At 63.3% G+C, this 13560-nt stretch carries 12 protein-coding genes; 6 read left to right on the forward strand and 6 right to left on the reverse strand.

Annotation, left to right across the window (positions count from 1 at the left end):
* Positions 1-183: 183 nt before the first annotated feature.
* Positions 184-483 carry an HU family DNA-binding protein gene (locus LMTR13_RS29695; protein WP_057851696.1) on the reverse strand — a complete coding sequence of 100 codons (300 nt, stop codon included), beginning with the start codon at positions 481-483 and terminating at the stop codon, positions 184-186.
* 428 nt (positions 484-911) lie between these two features.
* Between LMTR13_RS29695 and LMTR13_RS29700 the strand changes: the two genes are divergently transcribed.
* Genes LMTR13_RS29700 through LMTR13_RS29715 form a run of 4 tightly spaced genes read left to right on the forward strand, consistent with a single transcriptional unit; the run spans position 912 to position 5993 of the window.
* Positions 912-2528, forward strand: a complete 1617-nt coding sequence (locus LMTR13_RS29700; RefSeq protein WP_065730870.1) for an ABC transporter substrate-binding protein — start codon at positions 912-914, stop codon at positions 2526-2528.
* Between the two features lie 24 nt (positions 2529-2552).
* Positions 2553-3530: an ABC transporter permease gene (locus tag LMTR13_RS29705; protein ID WP_065730871.1), complete on the forward strand. Its 978-nt coding sequence runs from the start codon at positions 2553-2555 to the stop codon at positions 3528-3530.
* A gap of 4 nt (positions 3531-3534) precedes the next feature.
* Positions 3535-4365, forward strand: a complete 831-nt coding sequence (locus LMTR13_RS29710; RefSeq protein WP_057851850.1) for an ABC transporter permease — start codon at positions 3535-3537, stop codon at positions 4363-4365.
* Positions 4362-5993: an ABC transporter ATP-binding protein gene (locus tag LMTR13_RS29715; protein WP_065730872.1), complete on the forward strand. Its 1632-nt coding sequence runs from the start codon at positions 4362-4364 to the stop codon at positions 5991-5993. Before LMTR13_RS29710 ends, LMTR13_RS29715 begins: the two co-directional genes overlap by 4 nt.
* Positions 5994-6034: 41 nt before the next feature.
* Here the strand turns inward: LMTR13_RS29715 and LMTR13_RS29720 are convergent, their stop codons facing one another.
* Positions 6035-7339 carry an NAD(P)/FAD-dependent oxidoreductase gene (locus tag LMTR13_RS29720; RefSeq protein ID WP_065730873.1) on the reverse strand — a complete coding sequence of 435 codons (1305 nt, stop codon included), beginning with the start codon at positions 7337-7339 and terminating at the stop codon, positions 6035-6037.
* Between the two features lie 74 nt (positions 7340-7413).
* Between LMTR13_RS29720 and LMTR13_RS29725 the strand changes: the two genes are divergently transcribed.
* Together LMTR13_RS29725 and LMTR13_RS29730 are read left to right on the forward strand one after the other, a co-directional pair.
* Complete coding sequence (locus LMTR13_RS29725) at positions 7414-8265, forward strand: VOC family protein (RefSeq protein ID WP_065730874.1); 852 nt, start codon at positions 7414-7416, stop codon at positions 8263-8265.
* A gap of 37 nt (positions 8266-8302) precedes the next feature.
* Complete coding sequence (locus tag LMTR13_RS29730; protein WP_065730875.1) at positions 8303-8914, forward strand: TetR/AcrR family transcriptional regulator; 612 nt, start codon at positions 8303-8305, stop codon at positions 8912-8914.
* Here the strand turns inward: LMTR13_RS29730 and LMTR13_RS29735 are convergent.
* The 4 genes from LMTR13_RS29735 to LMTR13_RS29750 all read right to left on the reverse strand — a co-directional run bounded on the left by LMTR13_RS29735 (position 8901) and on the right by LMTR13_RS29750 (position 13445).
* Positions 8901-9860 carry a fatty acid desaturase gene (locus LMTR13_RS29735; RefSeq protein WP_065730876.1) on the reverse strand — a complete coding sequence of 320 codons (960 nt, stop codon included), beginning with the start codon at positions 9858-9860 and terminating at the stop codon, positions 8901-8903. The genes LMTR13_RS29730 and LMTR13_RS29735 overlap by 14 nt on opposite strands.
* Positions 9861-9884: 24 nt before the next feature.
* Positions 9885-10904, reverse strand: coding sequence for an alpha/beta fold hydrolase (locus tag LMTR13_RS29740; protein ID WP_065730877.1), 1020 nt, complete (start codon positions 10902-10904; stop codon positions 9885-9887).
* A 175-nt stretch (positions 10905-11079) separates the two neighbouring features.
* Positions 11080-12738: a regulator gene (locus LMTR13_RS29745; RefSeq protein WP_065730878.1), complete on the reverse strand. Its 1659-nt coding sequence runs from the start codon at positions 12736-12738 to the stop codon at positions 11080-11082.
* On the reverse strand, positions 12735-13445 hold the full coding sequence (locus tag LMTR13_RS29750) for a cysteine hydrolase family protein (RefSeq protein ID WP_065730879.1): 711 nt from the start codon (positions 13443-13445) through the stop codon (positions 12735-12737). The genes LMTR13_RS29745 and LMTR13_RS29750 overlap by 4 nt, the downstream gene beginning before the upstream one ends.
* Between the last annotated feature and the right edge of the window lie 115 nt (positions 13446-13560).

A 13560-nucleotide genomic window follows, 5' to 3' on the forward strand; every position in this document is an offset into this window, starting at 1 on the left:
AAACCCTCTCCCCACGTCTGCGAACGCAGGGACCCACAACCACAGGCCTTTCGTTTGGAAGGACGGCGTCTGCCACGGCGCCACAAGAGAAACCACGCGGTATGTCCCTGCGTTCGCAGGGGACGACGGGGCGAGGTGAAGAAAACAAAAAGGCCCCCGTCGCCAGGGGCCTTTCTGCTTTTCTTAAACCGCGTCCTTGGCGGCCTTGACCGGGCGGGCCCGGACGATCTTGCGGGCCGGCTTGGCCTTGAACATCATTTCCTCGCCCGTGAAGGGGTTGGTGCCCTTCCGAGCCTTGGTCGCCGGCTTCTTGACCACGACGAACTTCGCGAAGCCGGGAACGAGGAACACCCCGTTCTTCTTCAGTTCCTTGTGACCGACGTCAACGAGCGTGTCCATCACGTTCTTGACCTCTTTCTTCGAAACTTCGGTGGTGGTCGCGATCTTCTCGATCAGCTGCGACTTAGACATTTGGGTGGCCATGGTTGCTCCATTGATTCTGGCACAGGCGACGATATGGCGGAAACGGCCTAAAAAACAGGGTTTCCGACATTCTGCACAACTATCTCGCTAGTCGAGTTGCAGTGATTCGTCCAATTTTTCCGGGCTTTTTAGCATCGGAAGCCGTCCGGAGCCTATTTTTATGGGGAATCAGCGCACCCCGAGGCCCCCTTTCCAGACAATCTGAGACCGCCCTCGGGTCTTTGCCTCTATCGAGGCGAGCCGTGATTTGCCTTCTGACCGGACAAAATGCGCAGATTGATCGGCCAGTAAGCATGTTGTTTTCAGGAAGGATTTTCCGCCCCGCGCGTTGATTTGAAAATGACTCGCGTCGGCGTTCCATCGTAACATCGCCCTTAAGGCGGACGCGTGAACGGTCTGCCATCAAATATCGTGTTCGGAGACTTCGCATGAATTTGACGCGCCTTGAGATCAATCGCCGCACCGCGCTGCTGACGTCGGCGGCCATCGCGGCCAACGTGATCAACCCGATGCGGGCGTTCGCGCAGGAGACGCCGCGCAAGGGCGGCGTGTTCAACGTCCATTACGCCGCCGAGCAGCGCCAGCTCAACCCGAGCATCCAGGCTTCCACCGGCGTCTACATCATCGGCGGCAAGATCCAGGAAAACCTCGTCGATCTCGACGCCAACGGCCAGCCGGTCGGCGTGCTCGCCGAAAGTTGGGAAGCCTCGCCCGACGGCAAGACCGTGACCTTCAAGCTGCGCAAGGGCATCACCTGGCACGACGGCAAGCCGTTCACCTCGGCCGATGTCGAATTTACCGCCATGAACATGTGGAAGAAGATCCTCAATTACGGATCGACGCTGCAGCTCTTTCTGACCGAGGTCGAGACGCCGGACGCGCAGACCGCGATCTTCAAGTACGAGCGGCCGATGCCGCTGAACCTCCTGCTGCGCGCCCTGCCCGACCTCGGCTACGTCTCGGCCAAGCATCTCTATGAGACCGGCGACATCCGCCAGAACCCGACCAACCTTTCGCCCGTCGGCACCGGCCCATTCAAGTTCGTCAAATACGAGCGCGGACAATATATCATCGCCGACCGCAACGAGAATTACTGGCGTCCGAACGCGCCCTATCTCGATCGCATCGTCTGGCGCGTGATCACCGATCGCGCCTCGGCCGCGGCGCAAATGGAAGCCGGCGAACTTCACTACGCTCCATTCTCGAGCCTGACGCTCTCCGATCTCGCTCGCCTCGGCAAGGACAAGCGCTTCGTCGTCTCCACCAAGGGCAACGAAGGCAACGCGCGCACCAACACGCTCGAGTTCAACTTCCGCCGCAAGGAATTGTCCGACATCCGGGTTCGCCGCGCGATTGCGCATGCCATCAACGTACCGTTCTTCATCGAGAATTTTCTCGGCGATTTCGCCAAGCTCGGCACCGGGCCGATTCCTTCGACCTCAACGGACTTCTATCCGGGGCCGAATACGCCGCAATATCCTTATGACAAGGCCAAGGCGGCTGCGCTGCTCGACGAAGCCGGCTTCAAGGCGGGCCGCGGCGGCACGCGCTTCGCGCTGAAACTGTTGCCCGCGCCATGGGGCGAGGACATCTCGCTGTGGTCGACCTTCATCCAGCAGTCGCTCGGCGAGGTCGGCATCCCGATCGAGATCGTGCGCAACGACGGCGGCGGCTTCCTCAAGCAGGTCTATGACGAGCACGCCTTCGACCTCGCCACCGGCTGGCACCAGTACCGCAACGATCCCGCGGTCTCGACCACGGTCTGGTATCGCTCGGGCCAGCCCAAGGGCGCACCCTGGACCAACCAGTGGGGCTGGGAGGACAAGAATGTCGACAAGACCATCGACGATGCCGCGACCGAAATCGATCCGGCCAAGCGCAAGGCGCTCTATGCCCAATTCGTCAAGGAAGTGAACACGGAGCTGCCGGTCTGGATGCCGATCGAGCAGATTTTCGTTACCACGATTACGGCGAAGGCACGCAACCACTCCAACACCCCGCGCTGGGGATCGACGAGCTGGCACGATCTTTGGCTTTCGGCTTAAGCCGATATCCGCCAAGATAGGCCTATGCGCATCCTGGCCCTTGCGGGGCGGCGGCTCGCCGCCTCGATCCCGACCCTCGTCCTGATCCTGATCGGCGTGTTCCTGCTGCTGCAGTTCGCGCCGGGCGACACCGTCGACGCCATGATGGCGCAGATGGGCGGCGGCGATGCCGCGACCGCCAAGGAGCTGCGCAAATTCTATGGGCTCGACCTCTCGATCCCGGCCCAGCTCGGCAATTACCTCTGGCGGCTGGTGCGGCTCGATCTCGGCTTCTCCTCGATCTACGGCAAGCCGGTGGCGTCGGTGATCCTGGAGCGGTTGCCGCCGACCATTCTCTTGATGACCGCGTCGCTGTCCTTCGCGTTCTTCTTCGGCCTCCTATTCGGCGTGATTGCCGCGCGCGGCGTCAACCGCTGGCCGGACACGCTGATCTCGACGCTCGGCCTGATCTTCTACGCCACGCCCTCGTTCTGGTTCGGGCTGATGGCGATCGTGGTGTTTTCGGTTTACCTGCAGTGGCTGCCGCCGGGCGGCTTCGAGGACATCGGGACCATGCGGACCGGGATATGGCGCGGGCTCGACATCGCAAGCCACCTGGTGCTGCCGACGCTGACGCTCGGGCTGATCTTTCTGGCGATTTACCTCCGCATCATGCGCGCTTCGATGCTGGAGGTTCTCAATCTCGATTACGTCCGCACCGCGCGTGCCAAAGGTCTCGACGAGACCCGTGTGGTGACGCAGCACGTGCTGCGCAATGCGCTCTTGCCAATGGTGACGCTGATTGGCTTGCAGGCCGGTACCATGCTCGGCGGATCGGTGGTGGTCGAAAGCGTGTTCTCGTTGCCGGGTCTCGGACGGCTTGCCTATGAATCGGTGGTGCAGCGCGACCTCAATACGCTGCTCGGGATCGTCTTCGTCTCGGCGCTGCTCGTCATATCAGTGAACTTCATCGTCGACCTCATCTATGCGCGGCTCGATCCGCGCATCACGGCAGAGGGTTAGCGCCATGGATGCGGTCAAGCGCTACTTCCGAAGCCCCGCCGCCGTCGCCGGCCTGATCCTGCTCCTGATCGTGATCGCGATGGCGGTCTCGGCCGGCTGGTTCTATCCGCGCGATCCGCTGGCGCTGGCCGGCCGGCCCCTGGTCTGGCCGTTCTCCAATCCGCGCTTCCTGCTCGGCACCGACAATTCGGGCCGCGACATCGCAGCTCAGATTTTCTACGGCGCGCGGATTTCGCTTCTGATCGGCGGCGTCGCCACCGCGATTGCGATCCTGATCGGCATCCTCGTCGGCGCTTTCGCCGGCTACTACGGCGGCTGGGTCGACAATGTCTTGATGCGGATCACCGAAGCGTTCCAGACGCTGCCGAACTTCGTGCTGCTGCTGGTGCTGGTCGCAGTATTCGGCTCGACCTTGACGACGGTCACGATCGCGGTCGGCGTGGTGTCGTGGCCGGCGCCGGCGCGGCTGACCCGCGCCGAGTTCCTCTCCTTACGCAACCGCGAGTTCGTCCAGGCCGGACGCACGCTCGGCATGAAGAATATTCAGCTCATTTTCGGCGAGATCCTGCCCAATGCGCTGCCACCGGTCATCGTCTACGCCAGCGTGGTGATGGCAGTCGCGATACTCCTCGAAAGCGCACTCGCCTTCCTGCGGCTGTCCGACCCCAACGTGGCATCCTGGGGCAATTTGATCGGCCTCGGCCGCGATGTGCTGCGGGTGCAATGGTACGTCTCGGCAATCCCGGGTATTGCGATCCTGGTTACCGTGCTCGCGGTATCGCTGGTCGGCCAGGGCCTGAATGACGCGCTCAATCCGAGGCTGAAGGGCCGATGAGCGAGCACGAGACCATCCTCTCGCTCGACCGCCTGACCGTACGCCTGCCCGGCGGCGCCGATCGGGCGCACGCGCTATCGAATGTATCGCTGGATATCGCATCGAACGAAATCCTCTGCGTGGTCGGCGAATCCGGCTCCGGCAAGTCGATGATGGCGAACGCGATCATGCGGTTGCTGCCCAATGAGGTGACGATCGACGGCGGCCGGATGCTATTCGAGGGCCGCGACCTCTGCGCAGCTTCGGTTGCCGAAATGCGCCAGGTGCGCGGCGCCGGCATTGCGATGATCTTCCAGGAACCGATGACGGCGCTCAATCCACTGCGCACCATCGGCGACCAGATCGCCGAGATGTTCTCGATCCATACCGAATTGTCGAAGGCCGAGATCGGCGCGAAAGTGCTGGCACTGCTCGCCGACGTCCGCATTCCCGATCCGAAGCTGGCGGCAAAGGCCTATCCGCATGAACTGTCGGGCGGCCAGCGCCAGCGCGCCATGATCGCCATGGCGCTGGCGCTCGACCCGAAACTGCTGATCGCCGACGAACCGACCACCGCCCTCGATGTCACCACACAAGCGCAGATTCTAAAACTGATCCGTGACCTGCAGCAGCGTCGCAGAACGGCGGTGATGTTCATCACCCATGATTTCGGCGTGGTGGCGGAGATCGCCGACCGTGTCGTGGTGATGCAGCACGGACTCATCGTCGAACAAGGTACGGCTTCCGATGTGCTGCACCATCCGCAGCATGCCTATACCAAACAGCTCATCGCCGCGGTGCCGCCACTGAACGCCCCTCCCCCGCGGGCGCTTGCCTCCGACAACATCCTGACGATCAGCGATGTCTCGAAGACCTATCGCACCGGCGGTTTTCTCGGGCGCGGCGCGCGGGTGACGCCGGCCGTGAAGAATGTGTCGCTCAATTTGCCCCGCGGGGCGACGCTCGGCATTGTCGGCGAATCCGGCTCGGGCAAATCGACGCTGGCGCGGTGCATCGTGCGGCTGATCGATCCGGATGCCGGCTCCATCGTCCTCGACGGCAGCGACTGGGCAAAGATGCCGCGTGAAGAGGTCCGCCGCGAGACGCGGCATATCCAGATGGTGTTTCAGGATCCGTTCGCCTCGCTCAATCCGCGCCGCAAGGCGGCCGAGCTGGTGGCACAAGGCCCGATCGTGCACGGCACGCCGCGGGCCAAGGCGATTGCGGATGCGAAAGAACTGTTCGCACTGGTCGGGCTCGATCCTTCCGCCGGCGACCGCTTTCCGCACGAATTCTCCGGCGGCCAGCGCCAGCGCATTGGCCTCGCCCGCGCACTGGCGCTGAAACCGGACGTGCTGGTGGCGGACGAGCCGGTATCGGCGCTGGATGTTTCCGTGCAGGCGCAGGTGCTGAAACTGCTCGCCGAATTGCGCGCGCGGCTCGGGCTTTCGATCGTCTTCATCACGCATGATTTGCGCGTGGCAGCGCAAATCTGCGACCTCGTCGCGGTGATGAAGGATGGCGCCGTTGTAGAACACGGGCTTGCGGCCGAGGTGTTCGGCAATCCGCAGCATCCGTATACGCGGGCGCTGCTCGACTCGATTCCCGGCGGGGAGTTTGCGCGGGAGCATGACACGGCGGCGGTGTAGTAGCTCCGTCTCCCCGCGAAGAACGGGGGAGAGGGAGAAGATCACGCCATCTCCCTGGCATCTCGCCGGCGATAGACCAGCAGCATCAGCGGCGCCAGTTTTCGCAAAATGCCGTGGGCGACGATCGGCACCGGCTCCGTGAACGGGAGTGCCAACTCGTTTTCCGGCACGCCGCGGACGGCCTTTGCCAGCTCATTGCCGAGCGGCATCGTCAGCGCCACCGCACGGCCGTTGCAGCCTGTCCAGCCGTAAGCGTTGGGACCAAGCCGATGGATGCGCGGCAGGAAATCCGTGGTCATGCCGACATAACCGTTCCAGACATAGTCGAACGAGACCTCGCCGATCTGCGGCCATAGCCGCTGCAGGCGTTCGGTGACGCGCGCCTTGATCCGTTCCACCTTGTTGCCGGGTCCGATTACCGCGCCGCCGGTGACGAGACGGTTGCGCGCGTCATAGCGCGCGAAATAGAGTTCGCCATGGGTATCCGACATCGCCTGCCGGCCGGGGATGATGGTGTTGCGGACATTGTCGGACAACGGCTGCGTCGCCATCTGCCACGACAGCACCGGCATCACCTCGCGTGCAATTTGCGGCACGAGGGATTTCGAGAACTCGCCGCTATAGGCATTGCTCGCCACGACAAGCGCGCGGCCGGAAATCTCGCCCTTTGCGGTTTTCACCACCCAGCGGTCGTTGCGGCGCTCGAAACTCTCGGCCGGCGAGCGCGCGTAGATGCGCGCGCCGAGGCCGAGCACGGTGCGCGCGAGGCCACGGGCCAGTGCCAGCGGATTGATGTGGCCGCCGGTCTTGTTCCAGAAGCCGCCGAACCAAGCATCCGAACCCAGCATGTCGCGCGTCTGCTCGCGCGACAGCAACTCAACGGGCGCGCCGAACTTCGACCACTGCCGCACGCGACGTTCGGCAATCTTGATGCGGCCGGGAGAATGCACCGGTTGAACCCAGCCGGCCTGCTCCGCCTCGGCGTCGATGTCGTAGCGCCTTGTCACGTCGAAGAGATAAGAAGCGCTGTCGCGCAGCATGCCGACGAAACGCTCGCCGGCCTCGCCGTGTCTTGCGACAATGTCCTCCGGATCGGGCCGTGACAGCGTCGGGATCACCTGGCCGTTGTTGCGGCCCGAGGCGCCCCAGCCCGGCTCCGCGGCTTCGACGATGGCGACATCGACGCCTGCCTCGCGCAGATGCAGCGCGGTGGAAAGTCCGGTGAAACCGCCGCCGATCACGATCACGTCCGCCTGCTGCGCGCCGGTGAGTTCGGGCAATTCCGGCCCTGCAGGCGTCACAGCCGCCCACAGCGAAGAAGGCCAGCGGACGTTGCTCGTATTCATCGGTATCCTTTCTTGCGGGCAGCAGATCGTTCTGCTTAGCTTAGCCCCCTAACCAGCTCCAGGGAAACAAGAGAGTGGCACTCAAAAACGTCATCGGAATCGATCACGCCGTCATCATGGTGAAAGATCTCGACAAAGCCGCCGAAAACTACAAGCGGCTCGGCTTCACGGTGTCGCCGCGCGGCACCCACAGCGCACATATGGGATCGGGCAATTACACCATCATGTTTGACCCCGACTATATGGAACTGCTCGGCGTGCTGACGCCGACAGAACATAATGCTCCGGCGCGCGCGTATCTCGAAAAGAATGGCGAAGGCATCGAGCGCATCGCGTTCACGGCGGTGGATTCGGCAGAAGGCGCGGAAGAAATTCGCGCGCGCGGCTATCCGCCGATTGGACCGACGGATTTCGAACGACCGGTGACGATGCCCGATGGCACGATATCCGCGGCCAAATTTCGCACCTTCCAATGGCCGACGGCGGAAGCGCCGGGCGGCGTGCGCATCTTTGCCTGCCAGCACAAGACGCGCGAGACGGTGTGGATTCCCGAGCTGATGAAGCACGCCAACGGCGCCAAGCGCCTGAAGCAGGTGCTGATCGTCACCCCGGAGCCGGCAGATGACGCCGCGCAACTCGCGAGCATGATCGATCGTGAGGCAAGGGTCGAACCGGACGGCGTCATTGCGGTCCCCTCGGGCGGCGACCGTGCCGACTTCGTATTCCTGACAAGGACCCAGCTCGGCACACGCTACCCTGACGTCCCGTTGGCGGGACTGCCCGAGCGTGGCGGCGCGGGGCTGGTGATCGCGGCCGATGTCGCAGCGGCGGAGAAGGCGCTGGGTGCGACCGGTGTTCGCAGTGCAGACGGCGTCGTTGTACCGCCGGCCGAGGGCAACGGCACGATGCTGGCGTTCGTGGCCTAGCCGGCAGCGCCGCAGAGGCCGCACCGGGATAACGGGAATGGCGAAGGGCATGATCGAGGCGGATGGCGACGCGGCGGCAAACCGCCGCGGCCGCCCCCGCTCCGCCGAAACGACCAACGCCATCCTGCAAAGTGCCTACACGCTGATGGCGACCACGGGTCTTGCCGCCACCAGCATCGACGCGGTGGCGCGGCATTCCAACGTCTCCAAGATGACCATCTACAAATGGTGGCCTTCGCGGGAGGCGCTGCTGATCGATGCGTTCCTGGATCATGCCTCGCTGATGCTGCCACTGCCGACGTCTGGGACGCCGGCAGACCGCCTGAGAAGTCACGCCGCGGCTTATGCCAAGGCGCTGCAGGGTGAGTTCGGCAAGGTGCAGCTCGCGGTGATCTCCGAATGCATCTCGAAGACCGGATCTGCCGAGATCTTCTTCGAGCGCTATCTCAGGTATCGCAGAGCCGCCTTGGTACAGTTGATTGCCGCCGGCCAGCAGGACGGCAGCGTCGGCGCAGCCGGAGCGCCGGAGGATCTCTACGACGCCATTTATGGCAGCCTGTTCTACCGCTACATCTTCGAAATCAAGCCGATCTCGCCGGCGCAAGCCCGCAATCTCGTCGACACCCTGTTGATGATCAGGCGCCGTTGACGCCCTGCACCTGGTCTCGTCGCTGGCGGCGGAACCAGGCCCAGGTTTCCCGCGTCACCGCCAGATACCCCCGGCCGCGGAACACGATCCGCTGATCGACGATCTCGTTCAGCTTCGGCAGCGCGTGAAACGGGATCGAGGGATAGGCGTGGTGCTCGACATGGTACGGCATGTTCCACGCAAACCACTTCGTGACCATGCCGGTATAGGTGGTGCGGGTGTTCTGGAAGGCGCTGCGCGTCCGATCGCAGCCGGTATGTTCGGCATAGAGATAAGGACGCAGGAATAACTGGCCGACGATCAGCGGAACGATCCAGACCCAGAGCAGCAGCGTCGTATGCAGCACGAGCGAGGCGAGCAGCAGCACGAGATAAGCGACGACATAGAGGCGCGCCTCCCGCACGACGATGTGGCGTTTTCCTTCGGGAATCCAGGGGGCGGTGGCGTTGCCAGTGAAGGCATGACGAAGCATCAGCCCGATCCGGAACGCGACCTGCCGAAGGCCGCTATAGGCGATCGCGAGTTCGGCATCCGTGGCGGGCATCCGGCCGACCAGCAGTTCCGGGTCCCGCTCCGGATCCTGGGTGTAGCGGTGGTGGTCCCAGTGGAACAGACAATAATATTCGTAAGGCAGCCCGATCGCGAATGAAGAGAGATGGCCGAGCACGAGATTGATCGCGCGGCTGCGAAACGCCGTCTTGTGCGCGGTCTCGTGCACCACCATGAACAGGAAGGCGACGAAATACCCCTGCACGACGATCAGCGGGATCGCCCAGAACAGGCCATAGGTCGAGACGGTCAGCCAGATCAGCGTACCGAAAAGCGCGATCGCGCCGTAGTGGCTGGCCGCGCGAACCATGCCTTGAAGGTTCGTTCGCACCGATAGCGCGCGCAATTCGGCCGACGTCAGCGGCTTCTCTCCCGTTGCAGTAACTGCTGTGCTCATGATTGCAATCGCCTCTGATTGGCTTCAGCGCTGCAGCAGCGCCGAGATTTCGGCGTTGATGAAGTCGCGGTCTGCAGGATTGTTGATCGGATTTCCGGCACGATGTCCGTGGATCGAGGGAATCGGATGCAGTTCGGCGGACTTCGCGTTGACAAGGCGGCCAAGCTCCGCCTCGTTGTCGCGCATGTCTAAGTAGCGGTCCGTCCTCCCCGGCATCAGCAACATCCGCGCCCTGATCGCGGCGATCGCGCGGGCGATGTCGCCGCCAAATTCGGGGCATTGGCTGATATCGCCGCGCTGCCAGATGCCGATCTGCGCCAACAGATCGTTGGCGTCGCGCCTTGTGAAGGCAACATCCCAGGAACGCGCGAGGTAATCTTCGAGGCCCGTGAAGCCAGCCTCGCGCCAGACCTCGTCGCGATAATAGGCGTGCGACATCGCCCATCCCGCATAGACCCGCCCCATTGCCCGCAGCCCGGCGACCGGTTTTGCAACGAAACGGCCATCCTGCCAGGCCGGGTCCGCCGTCAGCGCCGCCTTCACGCCCTCGAGGAACACATGATTATAGGGCGAACATCTGGCGCTGCCGCAGACGACCGCTGCCCGCTCCACCATGTCGGGATGAAGGGCGGCCCAGTGATAGGCCTGCATGCCGCCCATCGACCAGCCATAGACCAGCGCGATCCTTGAAATGCCGAACTGCTCCTCAAGCAGCCGACGCTGCACTGCGACAGCGTCGTGATAGCTGATGGCCGGAAACGGCGAGACATCGCAATTGGACGGCGATGAAGACAGGCCGTTGCCGAAGAGATTTGGAATGATGATGAAATAGTGATCGGGATCCAGAGCGGCGCCGCGCTGGATCAGCCATTCGATGTCGCTGTGCTGCGCGCTGAAGGACGTCGGATAGACAATGACATTGTCCTTCCGGGCGCTCAGCGTGCCATAGGTCTTGTACGCGAGCCGCATCGCAGGAAATACCGCGCCTGACTGAAGCGCGACGTCTCCGGCTTCGAACAACTGATAGTCGGCGCGAGGCGTCATGGCCGGTTCCGAACGACATTTAGTGTACTTATCGTACACTATTTGGATGGAATTGCAATGGGCTTGTCGTGCCAGCAGGCTCTCTCCGCGCCGTACAGCCACAAATGAAAGCTGCGCCGCAGGGTTTCTGCGGCGCAGTTTCGACGGGCTCAGAAGATTGCGGACCCTCCAGCGATTACTCCGCGGGTGCTGCCGCCGGTACCTCAGCATGCGAGCTGTAAGCGACGCTGCCGCTGGTCTTCGCCAGCGCGAACAGGCCCGCCGCCATCACGGCATAGGCCAGCGCCACGCCCGGCGTCACACCGAGACCGCCGCCGATGCCGACGGCTTCGCCATGCATGAAGCCGAAATAGGTCATGACGGCACCGGCCAGCGCGAAGGCCGACGCCTTCATGAAGTCGCGCTCGATCACGAACACGCCGATCGCGCCCAGCACGAGGCCGGCGAGGATCGAGCCGCCGCCCATTACATCGAGGCCACGATAGAGCACGCCCTGCTGCGGCAACGAGGCGATGGCCGCGGCCTTCACCGCGTCGACCTTGTCGGCGGCGAGACCGCCGACGGTTTGAGCTGCGGCCATGCTCGCGCCGAGCATGGTGTCGATCTGCAGTTTTGCCCACGCCGCGAGATGCGGCGTGAAGGCGAGCACTATCGCCGGCGCGTGCTTGACTGGCGTGGTCTGGAACGCCTGCGCGCCGATCAGCATGCCGATGTAGAGCAGGATCGGTGAGATCGCGACCACCGGCACCAGCGCCAGCAGCACCGAGATGATGCCGAACCAGGACAGCAGCACCACCATGACGCCGGTCGCCGCCGAATAACCAATCCGCCCGCCCATCGCCTTCCAGCCGGGATGGCCGATATAGACGGCGTTGATGAAGGGATTGCCCATCAGGCAACCGATCAGGCTGACGACGCCGTCCGCGGTGAGCACGCGCGTGGTCGGATATTCGTCGCCGGCGGCTTCCGCGCTTTCGACATTGTCCATGGCTTCGACGAGGTCGTAGATGCCGAACGGGATCGCGGTCACCAGGATGATGCCGAGGAATTCGAAGCCGGAGAACACGTGACCGAATGCCGGCAGCGGCACCGAGAAGCCGAAATTGGCGAAGGCATCGCCAACGCCCTTCAGGCTCAACCCGCCGAGCCCGAGACCGAACAGGTTCGAACCCCAGGCGATCAGCATGCCGGCAGCAATGGCGACGAGGCCGGCCGGAATCCCCTTCGGGTATTTCACGCCGCCGAACCAGGCCACCAGGATGATGGCGAAGCAGATGAGCCCGATCTGCGGCGTCATGTACATTTCCAGCGCCGGACGCATCGAGATGAAGGTGACGGAGACACCGGCGAGCGTGCCGAGCAGCGCCGCGCGCGGGGTGATCTTCCGGATATAGGGTGCGATGAAGCCACCGATCATCAGGATAAAACTCTGGAAGAACACCCAGACCGAGCCGGCCGACCAGCCCTTTACCGGGTCGCCAGTCTTGAGCGTGATCGGCAACATGATCACGAAGGTGACGATGAACATGTGCGGCACGCTGACGCCTGAGGGCAGCGCGCAGACGTCGTTGCGGCCGGTCTTCTGCGCCAGCCTGTAGGCGAGATACGCGTAATAGAACGTCGAGAGGCACATCATCAGGCCGAGCGCCGGCAGGATGCGGCCGAATACGATGCTATCAGGCATCTTCAGCACGAAACGCAAAAGCCCGGTCAGCACCAGCATGTTGACGAGAATGTTGGTGCCGAAGCCGAATAGAGCGTTCCAGTCGCCCGGCGTCCACAAGGCCGGTTTGAACGCTGATGTGCCTGCCGTCCCCGTTGTGCTCGTGCTCATCGTAATCCCCCCGCTACTGCCGTTGTTGGAATCTCCGGTGAAATCGCCCTGAGCACTGCGGCCGAATCCGAGACCCAGCCAAAGATGCCGCCCTGGGCCTTGATCATTTTCAGGCCCATTTCGTGAAACTCGGGAAAGTAGGACGCGCAGCAATCGGCCAGCACCACGCAGCGATAGCCGCGGTCGTTGGCTTCGCGCACGGTGGTGTTGACGCAGACCTCGGTGGTGACGCCGCAGACCAACAAGTTCTCGATGCCGTAGCGCTGCAGCACGTCGCCGAGCTCGGTGGCGTAGAAGGCGCCCTTGCCGGGCTTGTCGATCACGATCTCGCTGTCGAGGGGATAGAGTTCGGGAATTATGTCGTGGCCGGGTTCACCGCGAATGAGAATGCGGCCCATCGGACCCGGATCGCCGATGCGCAAGGACGGCTCGCCGCGCTCGACCTTGGCCGGCGGCGCGTCGGAAAGATCAGGCAGATGGCCTTCGCGGGTGTGAATGACCAGCATGCCGGCCGCGCGCGCCGCATCCAGCACGGCAGCGATCGGCTTCACCGCGCGCGCAAGCTGGCTGACGTCGTTGCCCAGCGTCTCGCCAAAGCCGCCCGGCTCCATGAAATCGCGCTGCATGTCGATGATGAGAAGCGCGGTCGCCGCCCAGTCGAGTTCGATCGGCTCCGGCTCCGCTGCGAGCTTTCTTGAGTTCGCCATGACGTACGCGCCCCGAACGAGAGAACTCTTCGGGAGAAATCAAGCAAGGCGCGTGCCATTGTGTACAATCGAGGTCTTCCGCCGATACGACAAAATCCGCAGTGTTCTCAATCTG

Origin of the sequence: Bradyrhizobium icense, from assembly GCF_001693385.1 — a bacterium.
Taxonomy (GTDB): domain Bacteria; phylum Pseudomonadota; class Alphaproteobacteria; order Rhizobiales; family Xanthobacteraceae; genus Bradyrhizobium; species Bradyrhizobium icense.